We start from the raw sequence: 23,389 nt of genomic DNA on the forward strand, positions 1-23,389 counted from the left end.
GATGCTTCGGAAACGGCTCTGAGGCGTCAGTTCCTCACGAACGTTTCCCACGCAGCAAAAGGTCGAAGTCTTTCCTGACCTTTCGCGACGTCTCTTTGAGGTGCGCTTCCAGCACCGTGAAATCCGGCAGATCGGTTGCTGCCAAAAGAAGATCGACCAGCCCAGGCGGCACGTCATCGCGTTCGAACGTGCTGGTCAGGCATAGCCTGATCATCTGGGTGACCGCCAAATAGAGCGAATATGCGTCGTTAAGCTCCTGTTTCACTTCCGGATCGGCGAAGCTGGACGCTAGCCGCGCCAGCGTCTGGGCGGTGCCGGGCGTGCGCGCATCGCCTTCGAGCTGGCCGGTGATGGTCGCAACCTGGGCGACGAATTCCAGGTCGATCAGGCCACCAGGAACGAGCTTGATATCCCACAGGTCATGTGGCGGCTTTTCCTGCTCGATCAGCTTGCGCATTTCGACGGCCTCGGCTGCCACTTTGGCGCGATCGCGCGGCTGCGCGAGGATGGTGCCCACTTCCGCCTCGATCTCGGCGCAAAGCGCCTCGTCACCGGCAACCGCCCTTGCCCGTGTCAGGGCCATCTGCTCCCAGGTCCAGGCCTCCTGGCGCTGGTACTTGCGGAAGGCATCGACATGGGTCGCCACCGGCCCCTTGTTGCCGGACGGGCGCAGCCGCAGATCAAGCTCGTAGAGCACGCCTTCGGCAGTCGGCGCCGAAACGGCGGCAATCAGGCGCTGCGTGAGGCGTGCGAAATAATGCGACGGCGCCAGCGGCTTCTCGCCGTCGGACTCTTCCGCCTGTTCGTCATGGTCGTAGAGAAGGATCAGGTCGACATCGGAACCAGCGGTCAACTCCCGGCTACCGAGCTTGCCCATGCCCAGAAGCGTCACCCTGCCGCCAGGCACGCGGCCATGACGCTGAGCGAACTCGTCCATCACTGCCTGCAATGCGGCACCGATGGTGAGGTCGGCAAGATCGGAGAAAGCCCTGCCGGCGCGGGTTGCATCGATGGAGCCAGCAAGCAGGCGCACGCCGATGAGAAACTTCTGCTCGGCCGCGAAGATGCGCAGCCGGTCGAGCACATCCTCATAGGGACGATCGCCATCGATGAAGGCCGCCAGACGCGCCGAGAGGTAAGCGCGGTTCGGCAATTCAGTCAGCAAGGCCGGGTCAAGCAAACCGTCGAACACATGCGGACGGCGGGTGATGATCGCCGCCAGCCGGGGCGCCGCACCCATGATGGTCGCCATTAGGCGAAGCAGCCCAGGGTTGGATTGCAGCAGCGAAAACAGCTGGATGCCCGCCGGCAGACCGGACAGGAACTCATCGAAGCGCATCAACGCCTCGTCGGCGCGGCGCGTCTTGCCGAAGGCCTCCAGCAATGCCGGCGTAAGTTCGGTGAGACGTTCGCGCGCCTCGGCCGACCGCGTCACGCGATAGCGGCCAAAATGCCAGGTGCGGATGACGCGGCATATATCGCTCGGCCGCTGGAAGCCCAGCTGATGCAAAGTCTGCAATGTATCGGGATCGTCGACGTCGCCGGTGAAGACAAGGTTGCCGACGCCGGCCGACAGTTCGGGCGCCGCCTCGAAAAGGGCCGCATAATGGCCCTCCACCTGCTGCAGGGCTGCGCGGAAGGTCGCAGCGAACGTCCCGGCATCCTTATAGCCCAGCATATGGGCGATACGCTCCAGTCCCTCATCATCTTCCGGCAGCATGTGGGTCTGCTCGTCCGCCACCATTTGGATGGCGTGCTCAACGCGGCGCAGGAACCAGTATTGATTGGCGAGAACGTCGCGTGCCTCGGTGGTGATCCAGCTGCGTTCGGCGAGTTCGCCCAGCATCGGCACCGTCTCGCGCCCGCGCAATTCCGGAAACCGGCCACCAGCGATCAGTTGCTGGGTCTGGACGAAGAACTCGATCTCGCGGATGCCGCCGCGGCCGAGCTTGACGTTGTGGCCTTTGACAGCCACTTCGCCGTGACCTTTGTGGGCATGGATCTGGCGTTTGATCGAATGGACGTCGGCGATCGCCGCATAGTCCATGTATTTGCGCCAGACATAGGGCTGGAGTTCCTTCAGGAACGCTTCGCCTGCCGCGATATCGCCGGCCACGGGCCGGGCCTTGATCATCGCGGCACGCTCCCAATTCTGTCCCCTGCCCTCGTAGTAGGTCAGTGCGGCTTCCACCGGGATAGCCAGCGGCGTCGATCCCGGATCGGGCCGCAGCCTGAGGTCGGTGCGGAAGACGTAGCCGTGCTCGGTACGATCCTGCAGGATACGGACCAAGCGGCGGGTCAGCCGCGAGAACAATTCGGTGCCGTCCAGTGGATCGATCACCGCCGGCGCTTCTGGATCGAAGAAGACGACCAGATCGATGTCGGACGAGAAGTTGAGCTCATGGGCGCCGAGCTTGCCCATGCCAAGCAGGACCCAGCCGGATTTCAGCGTCGGGTTCTCGGGATCGACCAGCTTCAGCTTGCCTTGTCCATGAGCATCGCGCAGCAGAAAATCGACAGCTGCGCGGATCGAAGCATCGGCGAGATCGGAAAGCCGGCGCACGGTCAGTACCGTCTCGGCCACACCGCCCAGATCGTCCACAGCGATCAGGAAATGCGCCTCTGCCTTCAGACGGCGCAACTCCATCATCAAACTCTGTTCGGAGACGTTTTCGGCGCGCGCCGCAGCCCCCATGGCTTCGGTGATTGCGGCAAGCCGTTGTTCGACCGTTTTCCCGAACAGCGCATCGAGTATCTGCGGGCGGCGCCGAGCCAGATCACGCAGGAACGGAGACAGATCGAAGACGGCAGCCAGGAAATCCTGCGCTGCTCCCTTGCCGGCAAGGAATTTCGCCAGACGCGGTAACTCATCCTCCTTGGCCGCTGCGGCGATGTCGGCGAGTTCCTCACGCGCATGCCCAGCGTCGAGTGGCGCGAGTCTGGTTTTCAGCTCCAGCCGCCAATCCACCTTGTCCCGCTCTGCCGCAGCACTTGCCGTCATCCGTTTCTCCCCTACGAAGCTTCCCGCTCCGGAAAGCTCATGACGACGCATAGTCCAGGATCGGCAGGTTGCAGATCAAGGGTGCCCTTGTGGAATTTCATGATTGCCTTGGCGAGACTGAGTCCAAGCCCGGAACCCGGCTGCGAGCGGCTCTTTTCCAGCCGTACGAAACGTTCCGTGACGCGCGCACGGTCGGCATCGTCCGGAATACCCTGGCCGTTGTCGGCAACGGTCAGCTTGATCTTGCCGGCAACGCGCTCGAGCGAAACCTTGACCGCCGGCTTCGAGGTCGCGTCGGTCGAGTATTTGATGGCGTTGTCGACGATGTTGGAAAGCGCCTGCCCGACCAGTTCGCGATTGCCTTCGATCAGATAGGGCTCGGCGACATCGGCCTCCAGGCCCACGCCGGCTTCCTCGGCGACCGGTTCATAAAGTTCGACGACATCACGCACCGTCGCGGCGAGATCGACCTGGGTCGTGTTCTCGGATGAGTATCCAGCCTCCAGTCGCGAAATCATCAGGATGGCGTTGAAGGTTTTGATCAGTTGGTCGGATTCGGCGATCGTGCCTTCGAGGGCCGCCTTGTAGTCGGCAGCACTGTGCTTGCCCGACAGTACCGCCTCGGCGCGATTGCGCAGTCTCGTCAGCGGCGTCTTGAGATCGTGGGCGATGTTGTCGGAAACCTGCTTCAAGCCCTCGTTCAAGGTGGCGATGCGCGCAAGCATGGCGTTGAGGTTTTCCGAGAGGCGGTCGAATTCGTCGCCTGCTCCGGTGACAGGGAGCCGGCCCGATAAATCGCCGCCCATGATGCGGCTGCTCGCCTCCGACACATTGTCGATACGCTTCAACGCCGTGCGGCCGACCAGGAACCAGATCAGCAGCGCACCCAAACCCATCATGCCGAGCGTCAGGGTGAGCGCCCTGCGCACGACGCTGCGGAACCGTTCCGGCTCGCCGAGATCGCGACCGACCAGCAGGATCATCTGGTTCGGCAGCCGCACGACAAGCGCTATGGCGTCATGGCCCTTGTTGCGTCTTATCTGGGCCGGTGTCTGTCCCTGCGCGGAAGGCTTGCCGCTGTCGGTCGCGCCCCGTGCCTGCTCGCCGCCGCTCTCGCCGTAGCGCTCATAGGAGAACGGGATTTCCGTCCAGCCTTCGCGGGCGATCACGCCGGGCTCGATGCTCTGGACGTTGCCAGCCAGAACTTCGCCGTTCGGGTCAGCGATCATATAGAGATTGGCGCCAGGCGCACGCGAACGCCGCTCCATGGTGCGCACGAGGAACGGTAGGCCGCCGCGCTGGTACGAGCGGGCCAGATCGGCCACCTCCTCGTTGATTGTCTCCTGCGTCTGCGCCGTCAGCATGCGCGCCGACAGCGAGGTCATGTAGAAGACCAGCAGGACCGCGCAGATCGCGAACAGCAGAAGATACAGGGCGGAAAGGCGCGCCGCCGTCGTCTTCATGATGGCTGGCATGGTTAGAGCCATTGAGGACTAACCACCGCTCTTCAGCATATAGCCAGCGCCGCGGATGGTATGCAGGATCGGTTTGTCGAAGCCCTTCTCGATCTTTCCGCGCAGCCGCGACACATGGACGTCGATGACATTGGTCTGCGGATCGAAATGATAATCCCACACGTTCTCGAGCAGCATCGTGCGCGTCACCACCTGGCCGGCATGACGCATCAGATATTCGAGCAGGCGAAATTCCCTCGGCTGAAGCACGATTTCCCTGCCTGCCCGCTTGACCGAATGGGACAGCCGATCGAGTTCAAGATCGCCACTTCTGTAAACCGTCTCGCTCTCCTTCACGCCGGCGCGGCGGTTCAGCACCTCGACACGTGCCAGGAGTTCGGAGAAGGCGTAAGGCTTGGTCAGATAGTCGTCGCCCCCTGCGCGCAGGCCAGTAACGCGATCATCCACTTCACCGAGTGCGGAAAGTATGAGAACCGGCGTGGTGTTTCCGCGCGAGCGAAGGGATGCGATCACTGAAAGTCCGTCGCGGCGCGGCAACATGCGGTCGACGACCATGACGTCGTAGTCGCCGCTGTCGGCCAGGGCAAAACCGGTTTCGCCGTCACCGGCGACATGGGCAGTATGGCCAGCTTCGGTGAAGGCCTTTTCCAGATAGTCGGCGGCTTCCCGATCGTCTTCGATGAGCAGAATCTTCATGGAGCCGTTATACGCAATTTCCGAAGCCGTTGCGGCAGACATCTCTGGACACCCTGTAATTTTGCGGCAGCGGGACAAGAGCCCCGCTGCCGCGGAGGTCGGACACTACTGACTGACACGCCGACCATGCTTCCTTCGCGGCGATCCGGGGGTGCGACACCACCGTTTCGGAAGCAATATTTTCCGGATCGATCAGCCCTTGGCGACCGGCAGCGTCACGAAGCGGTTGGTGTCTTCGCGACTGATCTGCACCAGCACCTGCTTGCGGCCAGCTTTCTGGGCTTCCTTCATCGCACTGGAGATGTCCGAAGCTCCGGCCACTTCCTGGGCGTTGACAGCGGTGATGATATCGCCCGGCTGGATACCGCGGTCGGCGGCATCGCTATCGGGATCGACATCGGTCACGACCACCCCCTTGCCATCCTCGGACTTGGTGACGGTCAAGCCAAGATCAGCCAGCGAGTTGGCGCCCGACGGTTCGGACGGCTTGCCAGCTGACGCTACCTTGTCGCCGTTCGGAAGCTTGCCGAGATCGACCTTGACGGTCTCTGCCTTGCCGCCACGCCAGACGGTGACATCAACCGACTTGCCCGGCTGGTAGGCGCCGATCAGGCGAGCCAGTTCCTTGGTGGTCGCGACATCCTTGCCGTCGACCTGGGTGATGACGTCGCCAGCAACGATACCGGCCTTCTTGGCAGGGCTGTCGTCCTGAGCACCGGAAACCAGCGCGCCCTTTTCAGCCTTCAGGCCAAGCGATTCAGCGATATCAGCCGTAACCGGCTGGATTTCGACACCGAGCCAGCCGCGCTCGATCGAGCCGCCCTTCATCAGCACTTCCACGACCTGCTTGGCGGTGGAGGCGGGAATGTCGAAGGCGATGCCCACGCTGCCGCCCGAAGGCGAGAAGATCGCAGTGTTGATGCCAACCACCTGACCGCTCTGATTGAAGGTCGGGCCGCCGGAATTGCCGCGGTTCACCGGAGCGTCGATCTGGATGAAATCGTCATAGGGGCCGGCACCGATGTCGCGGCCACGGGCCGAGACGATGCCGGAGGTAACGGTGCCGCCCAGGCCGAAAGGATTGCCGACGGCAACGACCCAATCACCGACCCGAACCTTGGAATCGTCAGCGAACTCGACATAGGTGAACTTCTGGTCCTTGGCGTCGACCTTGAGCACCGCCAGGTCGGTGCGCTGATCGGTGCCGACCAGCTTGGCGTCGAACTCCTTGCCGTCCGTCATGACGACGGTGAAGGCGGTACCGCCGTCGACAACATGGTTGTTGGTGACGATGTAGCCGTCCTCGGAGATGAAGAAGCCGGAACCTTGCGCCACCGGACGCGGCTCCCGGTTGCGGTTTTCACGATGCTGGAAGCGCTGACCGTTGGGGCCGCCACGGAACTCCTTGAAGAAGCGCTTGAGCTGTGGGTTGTCCTGGAAGAAGTCGGGAGCGTCGAACGGAAGGCCGCCTTCGTCGGAAGCCGGCTGGACCTTGGACTTGACCTGAACCGAAACAACGGCCGGCGAGACTTTCTCGACGAGATCGGCGAAACCCGGAACCTGCGGGGCCTGCACATTGACGGCCTCGGCCAAAACGGGGGCCGGGCTCGTGGTCACCGCGCCGAAGCCGATGGCGCCGGCGATCGCCAGCGAAGCGGCGGCAGCGGCAAGGCGTGAACGGGTGCGGGAGGAAGTGGGGGTAGTGATCATCGATCCGTTGTCCTCTAGAATTGGACGCTCAAGCGGCATCCTTCGAGACAACAGATAGAGAAGACGACATTACCGCTTCATTTCCGGGAGATGAAACTTTGGTAATGTTGGCCAGATGCGCGAAAATGCGCTCAGTCGCGCTTCAAAATCGCGTCGAGTTTGGCCTTTTCGTCCGCGCTCAACCCGGCCGTTTCCAACGGTTTCGGCCGACGCGTCGCCCGCAGCATGAAGACCCCACCGACCAAGAGCAGCAGCACTGGCGCGCCCCAGAGCAAAGCAGTGCGCCATTCGAAACGCGGTTTCAAAAGCACGAACTCGCCATAGCGCGAGACGACATAGTCGATGACCTGTTTGTCGCTGTCGCCGGCTTTCAAGCGATCGCGCACCAGGACACGCAGGTCGCGTGCCAGGTCGGCATCGGATTCGTCGATCGACTGGTTCTGGCAGACCATGCAGCGCAGGCCGGCCGACAGCGAACGTGCCCGGGCCTCGAGCGCCGGATCGGACAACATCTCATCCGGCTTTACGGCAAACGCGCTGCCCGACGTCAGCAGGGCCATTCCCAGCAGCAAGCCAGCAAGAAAACGGCGCGTCTTCATGAGGCGCCAGCCACTGCGGCGGGTTTGCTCTTGCGTTTGGCCGGCGCACCGACGCGCAGGCGCCGGTCGGCAAGCGATATTGTGCCGCCGACCATCATGACCAGGCCACCCAGCCAGATCAGCGTCACCAGCGGCTTCCACCAGATGCGCGCAACGACCGAGCCGTCGGCAGATTCATCACCCAGCGCGATGTAAAGCTGGCTGAAACCGATCGTCTTGATGCCAGCCTCGGTGGTCGGCATCTGACGAGCAGGATAAAAGCGCTTGGACGAATTGATCGTACCCGTCACCTGGCCGCCAGCATTGATCAGTTGGAAGTGGGCGCGATCCTCGTTGAAATTCGGCCCCTTCATCGGCTGAATTCCATCGAACCGCACAGTCCGGCCGGCGACCTCGACCGTCTGCTGCGGCTTCATGGTCAGGATATGTTCCTCACCGAAGTTCAGCGTGCCGACCATGCCGATCAGGGTTACGCCGAGGCCGGCATGGGCAAGCGCGGTTCCAAAGACGGAACGAGGCAATCCGATGAAGCGGCGCAGCATGACCGGGAACGCCACAGAGCTGAAACCCGATTTCATGGCAAGGTCGGTGGCGGCACCAATGATCAGCCAGACGGCAAGGCCGGTGCCGAAAGCAGCAAGGACGGAACCGCCGTCGACGAGGAAGAGCGTGACCATCGCCGCCAGCAAAGCGGCCCCGAAAGCCGCCATAAGGCGCTGGGCGGCAGCGAACAGATCGCCACGCTTCCAGGCCAGCAGCGGTCCGAACGGCACCAGCAGCAAAAGCGGCACCATCAGCGGGCCGAACGTCAGATTGAAGAACGGCTCACCAACTGAAATCTTGTCTCCCGTCAATGCTTCCAGGGCGAGCGGATAGAGCGTTCCGACCAGTACGGTTGCCGTCGCGGTGGTCAGGAAGAGGTTGTTGAGCACAAGCGCGCCTTCGCGCGAAATCGGCTGAAACAGACCGCCTGCCGTCAGAGAGGACGCGCGCAGCGCAAACAGCGCCAGCGAGCCGCCGATGAAAAAGAGCAGGATGCACAGAATGAAGACACCCCGCGACGGGTCGGTGGCAAAGGCATGGACAGAGGTCAGCACGCCGGACCGCACCAGGAAAGTACCCAGCAGCGACAGCGAGAAGGTGAGGATGGCGAGCAGCAGCGTCCAAATCTTCAGCGCAGAGCGCTTTTCCATGACGATGGCGGAGTGCAGCAGCGCTGTACCGGCCAGCCAGGGCATGAAGGAGGCGTTCTCGACCGGGTCCCAGAACCAGAAGCCGCCCCAGCCGAGCTCGTAATAGGCCCAGTAGGAGCCCATTGCGATACCACCGGTGAGGAAGATCCAGGCAACCAGCGTCCAGGGCCGAACCCAGCGTGCCCAGGCGGCATCGATACGGCCGTCGATCAGGGCGGCGACCGAGAAGGAGAAGCAGATGGAGAAGCCGACGTAACCGAGATAGAGCAGCGGCGGATGCACCGCCAACCCAAGATCCTGCAGGATCGGGTTGAGGTCGCGCCCTTCGACCGGAGCGGGGATCAACCGGGTAAAGGGGTTGGACGTCGACAGGATGAACAGGAAGAACGCGACGCCGATCGATCCCTGCACCGCCAGCACATTGGCCTTGAGGCTGGCCGGCAGATTGGCGCCGAACGCTGCGACCAGAGCGCCGAAGAAGGCCAGGATCAGCACCCACAAGAGCATGGAGCCTTCGTGATTGCCCCAGGTTCCGGTGATCTTGTAGATCATCGGCTGCAGCGAGTGCGAATTCTCCCAGACATTGACGACCGAGAAGTCGGAGCCGGCATAGGCGGCCATCAGGGCCGCGAAGGAAAGCGCGGTGAGCGCAAAGCCGGTGATGGCTGTCGGGGCTGCCACGGCCATCATGCGGTCGTTGCCGAGGCGGGCGCCGACCAGCGGCACGATGGTCTGGATCAGTGCCAGCGCGAAAGCCAGAACCAGGGCGAAATGACCGATCTCAACCATGGCGATGCTCGCTATTTAACTTGTGTTTCCTGCCACACGCCCTTGGCCTTCAACCCGTCGGCGACTTCCTTGGGCATGTAGCGTTCGTCATGCTTGGCCAGCACGCTATCGGCCACGAAAACCCCGTCCGAGCCAAATGAACCTTCGGTGATGACACCCTGCTCCTCACGAAACAGATCCGGCAGGATGCCTGTGTAGGTCACCTTGACCGCGTCGTGCGTGTCGGTCACGGCGAAAGAAACCGTCGTGCCCTGGCCGCGCACGATCGTGCCTTTTTCCACCAGCCCGCCGAGCCGGATGCGCTGGCCCGGCGCCAGATTGGCGGCGGCAAGATCGCCAGGCATATAGAAATACGAGGCCTTCTGACCGAGCGCGTAGAAGGTTAGTCCCGCGGCCAGCGCCAGGAAGCCCAGCCCCGCCACGATCACCGACAGCCGCTTCTGCTTGCGCGTCATCACCTACTCCGTTGCCGCGAGGCCGAGTGTGCCGGCAAACGCCGTGAACTGCTTGGCCTCCGCGCTATCGGCGCCGAAAACCGCGATGCCGCGCCGGAGCGCGGCACGCGCTTCGTCGGTCTTGCCGAGCACGGCATAAGAACGAATGAGGCGCATCCATCCTTCCGTGTCGCGCGGGTTCTGTTTCAGCTTCTCATCGAGGCTGGCAACCATCGTCTCGATCATGGCGCCGCGCTGCTCATCGGACAGCGACGATGCCGCAGCGACATCGTCCTGCGACGGACCACTCGCGGATGGAGCCGGATTGGCGCCCACGCTTGCAAGCGCCTGTTCCACTGCCTTGCTCCAGGGTGAATCCACAGGCAACGTCGCCTGCAATTTCTGAAGCGTTGCAACCGCTTCCGGCTTGCGCCCTTCCTGCGAAAACGCCAGCGCGAGATAGAAACTTGCTTTCGGGTCGTTCGGTTCGAGCTTTAACGCCGCTTCGAATGCCGCCTGTGCTTCGGCGGAAACGACGCCACCGGCACCATTGACCATTGCCTCGCCCAAACCCGTCTGACGGGCTGCGCTCGCTCCTTCGAGCCGGATGGCGTTGCGGTAGGCGGTAACGGCATCGCCGAACCGGCCGATGCGCAGATAGATCGGGGCCAAAACATCCCAGCCTCGGCCATCGGCGGGGTTTTTGACCAGATGCGCTTCCGCTCTCGCCACCAGTTCGTCAACCGAACTGTCTGCGGGGTTTTTCGCAAGGCGCTCCGCCAAAGGCTGAGACGGCAGGTCGGGCGAACCGAGACGCGCATAGATACCCCAGCTCAAAAGCGGCACGGCCAGCACAGCAATGACAGACAAGCCACGAACGACTTTCGACCCCGAGCCGGAAGCCTGTGCCGTGTTTTCGTTGCTGCCGAGGCGCAAAATGCGGCGACCGATTTCAGCGCGTGCCTGCTCGGCCTCGGCCGGCTGGATAAGCCCACGCTCCAGATCACGATCGATTTCGCCGAGCTGGTCACGATAGACTTCGAGATCATGCGCGTTTTGTGAATCCCGTTCGCGCGCGCCCCCGGCGAGGGGCAACAGCACAGCCAGGCTCGCACCCAGCGTCAGCACCGCGGCTATGACCCAAAACAGCATGGAACTTCCAATAGCGGTCCCGCTTCATCCTGCCAACACAAGCGTCCTGCGACGCTTTGACAGAATTGCGGCCAAGATACTTTGATCGAGCGCAAATGCCCGACGACAGCAACAGGAGGTTTGCCGGTGACGGCCGGTTAGGTCAGCGGTGTCCAGCTTCCGTCGGCGTTGCGGCAGGCGGTGCCACGCGCGATCTGACCGGCACCGCCGGAATAGACGGTGTGGCGATACTGGCGGCAGTCCTGCGAACCGACGCGATAAGGCTGCGCTGCGACAACCTCGCCATAACGGCTGGACTGTTCACCCTTCCAGGTCACGGTCTGGCCACTGGCCGTATATTCCAGCGCCTTGTATTCAGCCTCAAGTGCCTTGCGCTTTTCAGTCGAGCTCAAGTTCGCCCCGATATTGCCGCTGATCAGACCGCCCCCCATCTCCGAAAGCACGGTAGGGGCAACCGAGGCACTATCCTGGCCGGACTTCGGTGCGATATCAGGTCCACCATTTGACCCGGTCGTGGTACAGCCGGCCAATGCCAGCATTCCGGCAACGAGGCCCATGCGAATCGTCATGCTGTCAAAATTCCCCTCTTCGCCGCGCAATCGGCGACAACCGCGGCGATAGCTCCGATATTGGGCTGAAATTGGGCCACGTGCCACCCTTATGAGACGTTCTTCACTGCACACTGCGCAGGCGCACGATCGCCTTCAGTCCGCCAAGTGACGAGCGCTCCAACGCCAGCGTACCTCCATACTCCTTGATCAAGTCGGCCACGATGGCCAGCCCCAACCCTGTCCCAGGCTTGGTTTCGTCCAGGCGCTTGCCACGCTGCAGGGCCTCGCGCGCCTTGTCTTCCGGGATGCCCGGACCATCGTCTTCTATCAAGATCTCGAAATGATCTCCGCCGTCGCCAGCCGCAACAAATGGTCTCACGGTGACCTTGGCACCACTACGCGCCCATTTCATCGCGTTTTCGAGCAGATTGCCCATGATCTCCTCGAGATCCTCACGCTCACCGGCAAAGATGATGGGCTCCGAGGGCAAAGAAAGCGAAAGCGAAACCTTGGGATTGAGCTTCTGCATCACACGCACCATGCGCTCGGCCAACGGCGCCACCGGCGTGCGATAGACGACGCTATCGCGCTGGGCAGCGATGCGCGCACGCTGCAGATAATGTTCGACCTGCTTTTGCATTGACGCTGCCTGGTCGGTGATCAGCTGGCCCTTTGAGCCACCCAGTGCCCGTCCCTCGTTCAGGAGCACGGCAAGCGGCGTCTTCAGCGAGTGGGCGAGATTACCGACCTGGGTGCGCGAACGCTCGACAATACGCTTGTTGTTCTCGATCAGCGCATTCGTCTCGTTGGCGAGCGGCTCGATTTCGGAGGGGAAATTACCCCCAAGCCGCTGCGCCGTTCCCTCGCGCACCATGGCGAGCGCAGCTCGAACACGCCGCAGTGGCTGCAGGCCGAGCAGGATGGCAATGGCATTGATGGCGATCATGCCGGCGCCGAACAACGACAGATAGGTGAGCAGGCGCCCCTGGAAGGAACGGATTTCTTCCTCCAGCTCGCTCTTGTTGCCCATCACCCTGAAGCGGGCAATGTGGTTCTTCGCATCGAGCACGAATTCGCTCTCGAAGACCTGCAGTCTCTCGTCCTTCAATCCTCGTGTCGAATAGCTGCGCTGGAAGCTGGAGTTGAACGGCACTTCGCTGATGCTTGGCGAAGGCAGAGTTTGCGCCATCATCGACGATGAGCGCAGATGACCGCTAACGCCTTCCGAGGCCGGTTCGACCGACCAGTACCAGCCCGAATACGGCTCGGAGAAACGCAGGTCACCGAGGTCCGGCGCGCCTATCAGCACGCCCTTGTCGGAAATACCGACAGAGCCGATCAGGTTGAACAGATGTGCCGAGAGCAGGCTGTCGAAACCACGCTCGCTGGCCTGACGGTAGAGCGTGGTGATCAGCGTGAAGATGACCACCAGCGTCAATACGGCCCAGATCGAGGAGAAGGCAACGACACGAAACGTCAGCGAGCGCAGCCAAAAACGCAACGGCGCCCTTTTCCTCGTCCGTTTGGTGGTGGCAAGCGGTTCCGCCTCAGGCCTCCGGTTCACGCATGCGGTAGCCCATGCCGCGCACGGTTTCGATCATGTCGACGCCCATCTTCTTGCGCAGCCGGCCGACAAAAACTTCGATCGTGTTGGAATCGCGGTCGAAATCCTGATCATACAGATGCTCGACCAGTTCGGTGCGCGACACCACCTCGCCCATGTGATGCATCAGATAAGCAAGCAGGCGGAACTCATGCGAAGTGAGTTTCAGAGGCACCCCGTCGACGTCCGCCTTGGAGGCCTTGGTGTCCAGACGCAACGGTCCGCAGCTCAACTCGGAAGAGGCGTGCCCGGCTGCGCGACGGATAAGAGCGCGCACACGCGCCAGCACTTCTTCGATGTGGAAAGGCTTGGTCACATAATCATCGGCGCCGGCGTCGATGCCGGAAACCTTGTCACTCCAGCGATCGCGCGCCGTCAGCATGAGCACGGGCATCTTGCGGCCGTCGCGGCGCCAGCGCTCGACAACGCTGATGCCATCCATCTGCGGCAGGCCGATGTCGAGCACGACGGCGTCATAGGGCTCCGTGTCGCCGAGATAGTGCCCCTCCTCGCCATCATAGGCGCGATCGACCACGTAACCGGCATCGACAAGCGATTCGGCAAGTTGCCGATTCAGTTCCTTGTCATCCTCGACCACCAGTACGCGCATCCTGCCTCGTGTCGTTCTGTTCGATTGTGTGGATATAAGCCGATTCCGGGTCGCAGAAAATGACTGCTCAGCCTGCCGGAACAACCATCTCGGCCCGTCGCGGGCGTTCACCATCCTTGCCCGGCACGAGCACGACGATCACACAGACCGCCTGCCCGCCGCGGGTGGCGGACGAAGCCTTGGCGAGCGTGCCGCCGTTCTGGGCGGCGACTTCCTGGCCGATCGCATAGCAGTCAGCGGCAACTGTCACGACCTGCTTGGTATAGGCAGGAGACGAGATCGGCAGCGCGCTTGCCGGCGGAACAATCAGCAGTCCGCCGACGCCAAGCGCCAGCACAAAAGACCGGAGAAGGAAGCGGAACCTGTTCATGGCGCCTTCTTAGCGCACCGGGGCTGAACACGAAATGAACACCGGCCGCAATGTCTTGTGTTCCACCGAACCGCGCGACCTTAACCGATCCGATCCATAGCCGACAACCGCCCTCCAAAAAAGCATGAAGCAGGGCGACGCCCCGCTTCATTGTGGCGATGCACCGGCAAATGCCGACAGGTCTATGCATCCGGCGAGATCCACGGAAAAACAACAGGATAGACGGCCATCCGCATGTCCTTGCGGATGGTGCTAAGAATACGATTCAAGGTCTTGCGAATGGATTCAGGCAGCATCCTCGATCATCGCGCGATAGCGGACGAGGCCGTGATGGACGGAGAGATCGTCGTCGTAGCGGATTTCGGAGAATTCAAAGCGGAGGTTGACCGGATGATGGCTTCCCAGCGCCAACGACCCGGCATCCAGCCGTTGCCGGATCAGCCGCAGGATCGCCTGCGTCTCCTGCTTGCTCTTGGCTTTCGACCAGACATGCAGCGTGAGCAACTGCTCCGAAGCGCTCTCGGTGGCTGTGCTCCAGTCGTAGATGCTGGTGCGGCCGCAGGTGAGATATGGAAAGATGACATTGGCCGGCACCTGCTCGAAAATGTTCGCCCCACCCAACGCCGCCGTCAGCTGGGTATCGCCCTTCAGCAGGTCGAATAGTGCCTTCTGCAGCTCGGCGGCAAGGCTCGTGCCCATCGCTCCCCGCTCTCCTACCGTCCGACGAGGCTGTCCTTTTTTCATCATCGACGACAGCGTATCTGCCTTCGATGGCCTCTGCCAGACCGGATGCGCTCCAGCCAGAGCGTCAGGGGCTGTCTGTCCATCGCTGTGAGCAGCGCCGACAAAGCCAAGCTTTGAACCCTTGCCCGCATGGCTGCCGCGACTATGGTCGTCGACGACTCGATCCTAACCAGCTGTACAGAGCATGACATGAAACTTGGCTTCATCGGCACGGGCGCGCTTACCGCAGCGATCGTCACCGGGTTGAAATCGTTCGCCGACAATGCGGTGTCGGTCCTTCTGTCGCCTCGCAACGAGGAGATCGCGTCGGGTCTCGCCTCTCGGTTCGAGGATGTGCGGGTGGCGCCCGACAATCAGGCAGTGCTCGACGGCAGTGACACAGTGATGCTGGCCGTTCGTCCGCAGATCGCGCATGAAGTGATCGCGTCGCTGCGCTTCAGACCGGACCATCACATCGTCAGCCTGATCGCGACGCTTTCCCTGCAGGAGATTGGCAAACTGGTTGCGCCGGCACACAGGCTGACCAAGGCGCTGCCCATGCCGATGATTGCGCTCAGGCAAGGCGCCACCATCATCTGCCCACCCGATCCCGAGGTCGCGGCTTTCTTCGGCAAGCTGGGCAAGGCGGTCGAGGTCGAGGATGCACGGGAATTCGATGCGCTCAGCGTCGTGACGGCAACCTATGCCAGTTATTTCAAATATCTGGATACGATCCATGCCTGGCTGCGTGGCCAGGGCGTCGGCGAAGCCAGGGGGCGCGACTACATCGGGGCCCTTTTCAAGGCGCTGGCGAACGCACCGGACACCGCGCCTGAAGCCGATTTCGTCCGTCTGTCGCAGGAATATGCCACACGTGGTGGCATCAACGAGCAGATCCTGCGCGAACTGACCAATGCCGGGCTGTTCGAGACTTTCAACGCGAGCCTGGACGGCGTGCACAAGCGCATCACGGCGTCGCAGACGTAAGTCGCTGAGGGAATTGACCCCGATGAAGCCGGCCGACCCTGCACGGGCCGGCCCCTTCAGACAACCTTATTTCTCCAGCCGATTGTACTTCTTCAGCGCGTCCTGCAGACGGTCATGCGGGATGGCGAAGGAGACGTTATCGTCGCGCCCCTTCATGGTCTCGGCCGCCACCATGGCATTGATGATCGCCTCTTCCGTGGCGTCGGCAGTAGCATGGAAGAGTGGATTCATCTTGTCGTTGGAGACCATCTCGACCGTCGTGTTCTTCTCCTGGTTGAAAGCCTCGGGATTGGCGGTCGAGAACGTGATGAAGATGTCGCCACTGCCGTTGCCGCCATAGCCGCCGGTCTTGGCGATGCCGAGTGGCACGCGCCGGGCGAGACGCTTCAATTGATGCGGCAGCAGCGGCGCGTCGGTGGCCACCACAACGATGATCGAACCCGCCTCCTCACGTTTCCATGACACGTCCGGCATCAGGTCGGTGATCTCCTTGCCCACCGGAACACCGGCAATGGTGAGGTCTGCGCGCGAACCGAAATTACCCTGGACGAGCACACCGACATTGTAGCCGCCATCCTCGGCCGACAACTTGCGAGAGGCCGTGCCCGTGCCGCCCTTGAAGTTGAAAAGGTTCATGCCGGTGCCGCCGCCGACATTGCCTTCGGCAATCGGACCGGATTTTGCCGTGTCCAACGCGGCATACACATGCTCCTTCTTCACATGCATGCCATTGATGTCGTTCAAGATGCCGTCCCAGGTCTCGGCCACCACGGGCAGCCGCCAGTAGAGATCGCGGAAATGCGGACCGACGAGATTGTTCTCGGCTTCCCAAGAAATCACCGAGTCGCGCACGACACCAACGCTATGCGTGTTGGTGATCATCACCGGGCCTTCGAGGAAACCACTTTCCTCGATCCAGGTCGTTCCGGTCATCTCGCCATTGCCGTTCAGCGAATACCAGCCGGCGAAGGATGGCCCGAACGCCTTGCCACGCGGCAGAATCGCGGTGACACCGGTACGCACCGGCCCTTTTCCCACCTCGATCTTGCCTTCGCCCTCGATGATCGTCGAATAGCCGACCGCGACGCCCGGCACGTCGGTGATGGCGTTGTTCGGCCCCGGTGTTCCCTCGAACGGAATGCCGAGATCGCGGGCGCGGGGCTTCTCGGCCGCCGCCGCGGCAGCCGCGCTCATGGCCAGAGCGATGCCGCACATCGCCCCGACCAAACTCCTGTTTGCACGTTCCATAGTGTCTCCTCCACTCTCATGAAAACGCGCTCAGTCCTCCTTTGATCTGTCGATCAACCGAGCGACGGGCACATATCGCCATCAAGGAATGGAAGCGGCAATCACGATTGACGTAACGTCAACGCAAAGGGAGATTCTGGACCAAAGGCTGGAGCCAGCACGGCAGATCCGCAATTCGGGACCGTAATCTCGCCAAAAAAGATTGGCCCGACCAGAGGCCGGGCCAATCTTCGGTGAAACCTTCACCTCGATAAAAAGAGCGAATGACTGGAGGTCAAGCCGGCACCCGCTAAAGGAGAAAAATCCTAGAAGTCGCGCTGGAAGCGAAGGATGCCGCCGACGCTGCTGTCCTTGTCGGCACCGGACCAGCTGCCGCGATAGTCGGCATCGCCGAACTTGCCTTCGTTGACGTAGTCAACTTCGGCCGTGACAGTGAAGCCTGGAACCAGCTGGTGCGCGACGTTGACGGCGACGCCGAGGGTCTCGCCTTCGTCATACGACACCTGGGCGTTCAAAGAGGTCTTCTCGCTGAACTTGTAGGTGCCGCCGCCCCAGACGGCCCAGTTGCCGCCCCATGGCTTGTAGAAGCTGCGGTAGATATTGTCGTCGGTACCGTAGCCGCCCATGATGAACAGCGAGATCTGGTCGGTGGCGTTCACATCCAAGCGAATCTTGCCGGCCCACTCTTCCCAAGAGCTGTTGTAAGCGACGACACCGGAAATGCCGCCCCAGCCCTGGGTATACTTGGCGCCGAGCACGACGTTCGGAACGTAGCTGTCGATCGTCTGGTCATTGTCGTCGGTAAAGACCCAGTTGCCATCACCGTCCTTGACGTAGGTATCGTAGCTGCCCGAACCCTGCTCCAGCGAGACGAGTGCCGAGAAACCGTTGCCGCCGTCGAAGGTGTAGCTGATCAGGTTGGTATCGAACTCGCCGTAAGGAACCAGCGTATCCTGGATGACGTTGGCGGCATAGCCCGAGAAGGTGTCATAGGCCGACTCGTCCTTACCGACGCGCAGGCCGCCGAGCTGGATCCAGGCCCACTTCAGCTGGATGTCGCCTTTGTTGCCGGCTTCGCCGCTGCCATCGCGGTTGCCGAAGTTGAAGCGGGTCTCGGTAAACGTCTTCAATGTACCGAGCTCGGTTTCCTGGCCGGTCCAGGTACGCAGGGCCAGACGAGCGTTTTTCTGCCAGGTGTCCTGCTCATCGCCGTCGAGACGATCGCGGGTCTTGGCGCCGTCGAAGGAGCCAATATCACCGAAGCCGGCATCGTAACGGACGTAGCCGCCGATACGCAGACAGGTCTCGGTGCCTGGAATGTAGAAATAGCCGGCGCCGTAGACGTCGCAGATCTTGACGTATTCTGCCGGTTCCGGCTCTGCGACGACGACGGCGTCGGCGGCGCGAGCGCCGGAAACGGCAATCAAAGCCGCTGCCGAGCCGAGAAGAAGGGTGTGGATTTTCACTGATATCCCCTGTTCGTGCTTAGGACCGTCAAGTTCCCCCAGTCGCGAGCAAAAACGCCGCCGGAAGTTCCCGATCCGAACGGGCCGGACTATGCATAATTTGTGGCGACGACTTCGATAACAAAAATGTTACCGGTCTGTAACATTCTAAATTATATGCAAGTATACAAATGGATACTGCAAAAACTCAAACCACTGATTCTGCTGTAAAATTTGCAATGTCGAGAAATTTTCATGGAATAGTATCAATTTTCATACCAGAAACGACGGCATCGATCCACGCCAATAGTGCCTCATTCATGTTGCAATGAAGACACAATCGGTCAGGCGACCATGGATCTGGATGCTTTGGACTGCTTCTGATCGAAAATCTGCTGCGCGTGATGGATCGCGTGCGCGTTGTTTTCGGACCAATCGCGCAGCACGCTGAGGGGCAATTTCAGAGAATTGCCCAGTGCGGTGAGGCTGTATTCAACGCCGGGCGGCGTGGTGTCGACGAGGTGACGATTGACGAGCCCGTTGCGCTCAAGCCGCCGCAAGGACTGCGTCAAGGTTTTCTGGCTGATGCCTTTCACCTGACGCTTGAGCGCATTGAATCGCGCCGCACCTCCGTCGAGGTAGATCTGCCTCAGGACGATGAGGGTCCATTTGTCGGAGAAAAGTTCAAACATCGTATCGCCATCGACGGCCAAACGGTCGGTGACGTGAGTGTTCATAACTGTCTCCTGATCTGCTTCCCCCCTTGGAACCCGCGCAGTAACAGCCGCAGGCTGCTTTGGTTCCCTCACAATTTTCAGGTTTTTTCCTGGCCTTGCCCTTGATCCCATCGCCGGAGACGGCAACAGGACCTGCCCAACCGCTTACGACTTCTGGTCTGACGCCCGATCGGTCTGCCGGCATTTCGAACGCCGCCTTCCAAACAACTGCACCAACGCAAACCGCCCTCTGAACCAAAGGCCAAGATACGATCTCGGGATCCGGATCATCCTTGAGGACGACAGGATTGCGCCAGGCGGCCTGCTAGGCTGATCCGCATTCGAAAAGGAGGAGGCCATGCAGGCTGACAATGGCAAGCCCGTGGTGATCGTCACCGGTGGTGGCAGCGGCATCGGCGCCGCCGTCGCTGAACGGCTTGCGAACTCCCATCGCGTCGTCATCTGCGGACGTCGCAAGGATGCCCTCGACGCGGTCGCGGCGCGTACCGGAGCGGACTCCATTGCCATGGATGTCACCGACCACGACGCCGTGCGCAACTTGGTGACGCAAACCGTCGACCGTCATGGGCGTCTGGACGGCCTTGTCCTCAATGCCGGCATCATCCTGTCCGCATCGATTGACGAGCTGCCCATCGCGGATTGGGAGCGGCAGATCGCGGTCAATCTGACGGCGCCTTTCGTCATGACCCAGGTCGCGCTGCCGCATCTTCTGGCGAGTCGCGGTGCCGTGGTTGCAGTGAGTTCGGTGGGCGCGGTACAGACCGGCCCTGGCATCTCGGCCTACTCGGCAGCCAAGGCTGGCATCAGCCAGTTCATCAAATGCCTCGCCTATGAATATGCGCGCTATGGCCTACGCGCCAATGTCGTGGCACCCGGCTGGATCCGCAGCGAGATGGCCGATGAGGAAATGCGCGCCTTGCCAATCGGCACCGATCTGGAAGCAGCCTACGCCAAGGTCAGCGAACATGTTCCGCAGCGGCGCGCCGGCTCCTCAATGGAAGCTGCGGAGGTTATCGCCTTCCTGCTGTCGCCGGCGGCCTCCTTCGTCAACGGCGCGGTCTATGCGGTGGACGGTGGCTCGCTGATCGCCAATTCCGGCATGACCTATGTCGATGGGCTCGGCGCCGGATAAGCAGGTCGCTACCGCAGCTGAATCAACCCGGCGTCGGTCGGCTTGAACCCGCAGGCATGGAAGTAGAAGTCGCGCAGATGCGGGTCGAAATCGACGTGCAACCATTCACAGCGCGCGGCCCTGGCATTGTCGACAGCGACCTGCACCAGTTCCGATGCGTGGCCGCGGCGGCGATGTGCCGGACGCACCATGGTATCGAGCAGAAAGGCATGCACCCCGCCATCCCAGGCGACGTTGACGAAGCCGACAAGTTCGCCCGCGCCTCGCCCCGAGACCCGCATCGTCACCCAGCCCAGACTGAAGCGGCTGACCTGCGCCCACCAATCATCGTGGAACACCGCATGTTCGAAACATTCGGCATGCAACACGTTCAACTCGCCATTCGCGAAAACGCCACGCCATTCGAAATGCGGCAGAGGATGATCCGGCTGGCTGTCTGGAGATGCTGTCATGCCGCCCTTATCGCCAGTTGCGGCTTATTGGGCAAGGAGACGCCCGGGCGCGATACAGCGTGACCGCTCCTATCCGCGTCATGGACAATGCTGCCCCTTTACCGTCTCTTCACCATTCGCGCATCCAATGGCGAGGCCCTTGCCAGTGCCGCTGCAATCGACGAATAGTCGGCTCGGCAACCGAAATGGAGCCGGCCGCGTTTCCTGATTGCGCGGCAAACGAGTATACTGGCGCTACGGCGCAACCCATCGCAAGCGTGTAACCGGCCTCGATGAACATCCCCCAGGAACCGCGTAAGAAAAGAGGACCGATCGCAGCCTGGTTCCTGTCGCTCGATGCCTGGCTGGACTCCAGCCTCTACAAACTGCGCTATCGCGCAGGCGAGTTCTGGGAAGCGGCGACCATCTTCTTTCGTCACTTCAAGGTCACGGGCTGGCGGCGCTGGCTGATCGAGGCTCTGTCGGAGGGCTTTACGCTTGGTGCCGGCGCCTCCGTCGCGCTGCTCGCGCTTGCCCTGCCCGCGTTTCAGGAAACATCGGGCAACTGGCGTGCACAGGGCGATTTCGCTGTGACCTTCCTCGACCGTTACGGTAACGAGATCGGCCAGCGCGGCATCATCCAGCGCGACTCCGTGCCGGTCGACCAGATGCCCGATCATGTCATCAAGGCTGTGCTCTCCACGGAGGACCGCCGCTTCTTCGACCACTACGGCATCGATTTCCTCGGGCTGGCGCGCGCGCTGACGGAAAACGTGCGAGCCAATTCGGTCGTGCAGGGCGGTTCCTCCATCACCCAGCAATTGGCCAAGAACCTGTTCCTGACCAACGAGCGCACGCTGGAACGCAAGGTCAAGGAAGCCTTCCTTTCATTATGGCTCGAAGCCAACCTTTCCAAGAAGGAGATCCTGCAGCTCTATCTCGACCGCTCCTATATGGGCGGCGGCACTTTCGGCATCGAGGCGGCGGCGGACTTCTATTTCGGCAAGAGCGTAAAGGATCTGACGCTGGCGGAAGCAGCGATGCTCGCCGGCCTGTTCAAGGCGCCGACCAAATATGCGCCGCACATCAACCTGCCGGCGGCGCGCGCCCGCGCCAATGTCGTGCTCAACAATATGGTCGACAGCGGCTTCATGTCGGAAGGCCAGGTTCTGCAGGCCAGGCTGCACCCGGCCAATGTCGTCGACCGCGGCGAGCGCAAGAGCCCGGATTACTTCCTCGACTGGGCCTTCGACGAGGTCAAGAAGATCGCGCCGAAAGGCACGCATTCGCTGGTTGCGCATACCACGTTCGACGCCAACATCCAGGATGCAGCCGAAGAATCGGTCGAGTTCCATCTGCGCCAGTACGGTAAGGAATACCGTGTCACCGAAGGCGCAGTGGTGATCATCGAGACCAACGGCTCGGTGCGCGCCATCGTCGGGGGACGCGACTACGGCGCCAGCCAGTTCAATCGTGCCACCAAGGCGCTGCGCCAGACCGGGTCGTCCTTTAAACCTTATGTCTACGCGACTGCCATGGAACACGGCTTCACGCCGGAGTCAGTCGTCTCGAGCGGACCGATCAGCTGGGGCAACTGGTCGCCAAAGAACTACAGCGGCAGTTTCGGCGGCAAGATCACGTTGCTCAACGCCTTCGTGAGGTCAATCAACACCGTGCCGGTCAGGCTTGCCAAGGACTCGCTGTCGATCCCTCCGATCAAGAAGATGGCCGAGGAGATGGGCGTTGAATCGCCGCTGGAATCGCACAAGACCATGGTGCTCGGCACCTCGGGCATGACGGTGATGGATCAGGCGACCGGCTATTCGGTCTTTGCCCAGAACGGCTATGTCGGAACCCGCCACGGCATTACCCAGCTCGTCACCCATACCGGCGAAGTCGTATACGACTGGGCCAAGGATGCTCCGGCACCTCGCCGTGTGCTGTCGGAACAGGCGCTTCGCTCGATGAACGCGATGCTGACCCAGGTGCCCGTCATTGGCACGGCACGCCGTGCTGCGCTGCCCAACATCGTGTCGGGAGGCAAGACCGGCACCACGCAGAGCTACCGGGACGCCTGGTATGTCGGTTTCACCGGCAACTACACGGCGGCCGTATGGCTGGGCAATGACGACTTCCGCCCCACCAACGACATGACCGGTGGTACACTGCCGGCGATGATCTGGCAGCGGATGATGGTGTACGCCCACCAGAACATCGACCTGAAGCCGATCCCCGGAATCGACCAACCTTTCGTCGACAAGACAGTGGCGGCGAAAGCCGAGGAAGCACAGAAGAAGCAGGCGGCGGAAGACGAGGCAAGGATCGCAGCGGAACGCCCGCCAGTGCTCTCCAGCCGCACCACGCAGACGCTGCGCACGCTCTCCAAAACCTTCGAGGGCGCCCCTGCGCTTGTTCCATCCACCACGCCTGAAAAGCTCTCGGCGCTGTGACGCCTGTTCCGCAACCCGCCCGGCCCTCTCCCCGCCGTTACGCCGCCATGAAC

General features: G+C 61.7%; 20 protein-coding genes. 3 read left to right on the forward strand and 17 right to left on the reverse strand.

The genetic code is table 11. The annotated features are described in order from the left end of the window. Positions 1–34 precede the first annotated feature (34 nt). From AO692_RS04565 to AO692_RS04625, 13 genes are all read right to left on the reverse strand, one after another. Entirely contained in the window at positions 35–3,001 is a 2,967-nt protein-coding gene (locus AO692_RS04565; RefSeq protein ID WP_054308854.1) for a bifunctional [glutamine synthetase] adenylyltransferase/[glutamine synthetase]-adenylyl-L-tyrosine phosphorylase, read from the reverse strand. Positions 3,002–3,012: 11 nt separating this feature from the next. Further along, positions 3,013–4,488 (reverse strand): HAMP domain-containing sensor histidine kinase, encoded by a 1,476-nt coding sequence (locus AO692_RS04570; protein ID WP_054308855.1) that lies wholly within the window; start codon positions 4,486–4,488, stop codon positions 3,013–3,015. 6 nt (positions 4,489–4,494) lie between these two features. Further along, positions 4,495–5,172: a response regulator transcription factor gene (locus AO692_RS04575; protein ID WP_054308856.1), complete on the reverse strand. Its 678-nt coding sequence runs from the start codon at positions 5,170–5,172 to the stop codon at positions 4,495–4,497. Positions 5,173–5,364: 192 nt separating this feature from the next. Then, positions 5,365–6,882 carry a Do family serine endopeptidase gene (locus tag AO692_RS04580; protein WP_054308857.1) on the reverse strand — a complete coding sequence of 506 codons (1,518 nt, stop codon included), beginning with the start codon at positions 6,880–6,882 and terminating at the stop codon, positions 5,365–5,367. Between the two features lie 131 nt (positions 6,883–7,013). Continuing rightward, positions 7,014–7,481, reverse strand: a complete 468-nt coding sequence (locus AO692_RS04585) for a cytochrome c-type biogenesis protein (protein ID WP_054308858.1) — start codon at positions 7,479–7,481, stop codon at positions 7,014–7,016. After that, positions 7,478–9,463 (reverse strand): heme lyase CcmF/NrfE family subunit, encoded by a 1,986-nt coding sequence (locus tag AO692_RS04590; protein WP_054308859.1) that lies wholly within the window; start codon positions 9,461–9,463, stop codon positions 7,478–7,480. The genes AO692_RS04585 and AO692_RS04590 overlap by 4 nt, the downstream gene beginning before the upstream one ends. 11 nt (positions 9,464–9,474) lie before the next feature. Further along, entirely contained in the window at positions 9,475–9,918 is a 444-nt protein-coding gene (gene ccmE / locus AO692_RS04595) for a cytochrome c maturation protein CcmE (protein ID WP_054308860.1), read from the reverse strand. A gap of 3 nt (positions 9,919–9,921) precedes the next feature. Next, on the reverse strand, positions 9,922–11,049 hold the full coding sequence (ccmI, locus tag AO692_RS04600) for a c-type cytochrome biogenesis protein CcmI (RefSeq protein WP_054308861.1): 1,128 nt from the start codon (positions 11,047–11,049) through the stop codon (positions 9,922–9,924). Positions 11,050–11,186: 137 nt separating this feature from the next. Further along, complete coding sequence (locus tag AO692_RS04605) at positions 11,187–11,618, reverse strand: hypothetical protein (protein WP_054308862.1); 432 nt, start codon at positions 11,616–11,618, stop codon at positions 11,187–11,189. A 103-nt stretch (positions 11,619–11,721) separates the two neighbouring features. Then, positions 11,722–13,101, reverse strand: a complete 1,380-nt coding sequence (locus AO692_RS04610; RefSeq protein ID WP_244483254.1) for an ATP-binding protein — start codon at positions 13,099–13,101, stop codon at positions 11,722–11,724. A gap of 46 nt (positions 13,102–13,147) precedes the next feature. Then, complete coding sequence (locus AO692_RS04615; RefSeq protein WP_054308864.1) at positions 13,148–13,813, reverse strand: response regulator transcription factor; 666 nt, start codon at positions 13,811–13,813, stop codon at positions 13,148–13,150. A gap of 67 nt (positions 13,814–13,880) precedes the next feature. Next, entirely contained in the window at positions 13,881–14,183 is a 303-nt protein-coding gene (locus AO692_RS04620) for a hypothetical protein (protein ID WP_054308865.1), read from the reverse strand. Between the two features lie 285 nt (positions 14,184–14,468). Next, positions 14,469–14,882, reverse strand: coding sequence for a DUF3168 domain-containing protein (locus AO692_RS04625; protein ID WP_054308866.1), 414 nt, complete (start codon positions 14,880–14,882; stop codon positions 14,469–14,471). Between the two features lie 234 nt (positions 14,883–15,116). Here AO692_RS04625 and AO692_RS04630 point away from each other — a divergent pair, with 234 nt between their 5' ends. Then, positions 15,117–15,893, forward strand: a complete 777-nt coding sequence (locus AO692_RS04630) for a pyrroline-5-carboxylate reductase (RefSeq protein ID WP_054309438.1) — start codon at positions 15,117–15,119, stop codon at positions 15,891–15,893. A gap of 66 nt (positions 15,894–15,959) precedes the next feature. Here the strand turns inward: AO692_RS04630 and AO692_RS04635 are convergent, their stop codons facing one another. From AO692_RS04635 to AO692_RS04645, 3 genes are all read right to left on the reverse strand, one after another. Next, positions 15,960–17,141 (reverse strand): P1 family peptidase, encoded by a 1,182-nt coding sequence (locus AO692_RS04635; protein WP_082407211.1) that lies wholly within the window; start codon positions 17,139–17,141, stop codon positions 15,960–15,962. 305 nt (positions 17,142–17,446) lie between these two features. Continuing rightward, positions 17,447–18,607: a porin gene (locus AO692_RS04640; protein ID WP_054308867.1), complete on the reverse strand. Its 1,161-nt coding sequence runs from the start codon at positions 18,605–18,607 to the stop codon at positions 17,447–17,449. 323 nt (positions 18,608–18,930) lie between these two features. Continuing rightward, positions 18,931–19,323: a helix-turn-helix domain-containing protein gene (locus tag AO692_RS04645; protein ID WP_054308868.1), complete on the reverse strand. Its 393-nt coding sequence runs from the start codon at positions 19,321–19,323 to the stop codon at positions 18,931–18,933. 337 nt (positions 19,324–19,660) lie between these two features. Here AO692_RS04645 and AO692_RS04650 point away from each other — a divergent pair, with 337 nt between their 5' ends. Beyond that, positions 19,661–20,455, forward strand: a complete 795-nt coding sequence (locus AO692_RS04650; protein ID WP_054308869.1) for an SDR family oxidoreductase — start codon at positions 19,661–19,663, stop codon at positions 20,453–20,455. Positions 20,456–20,463: 8 nt separating this feature from the next. Here AO692_RS04650 and AO692_RS04655 read toward each other — a convergent pair whose 3' ends face one another. Beyond that, the gene (locus AO692_RS04655; protein WP_054308870.1) at positions 20,464–20,907 is read right to left on the reverse strand and encodes a GNAT family N-acetyltransferase; all 444 of its coding nucleotides are present in this window, start codon (positions 20,905–20,907) and stop codon (positions 20,464–20,466) included. 272 nt (positions 20,908–21,179) lie between these two features. Between AO692_RS04655 and AO692_RS04660 the strand changes: the two genes are divergently transcribed. Beyond that, a complete protein-coding gene (locus AO692_RS04660; protein WP_054308871.1) occupies positions 21,180–23,336 on the forward strand; it encodes a PBP1A family penicillin-binding protein in 2,157 nt (718 codons plus the stop codon). Positions 23,337–23,389: the final 53 nt, after the last annotated feature.

Origin of the sequence: Mesorhizobium sp. 1M-11 (genome assembly GCF_001303895.1) — a bacterium.
Taxonomy (GTDB): Bacteria; Pseudomonadota; Alphaproteobacteria; order Rhizobiales; family Rhizobiaceae; genus Mesorhizobium.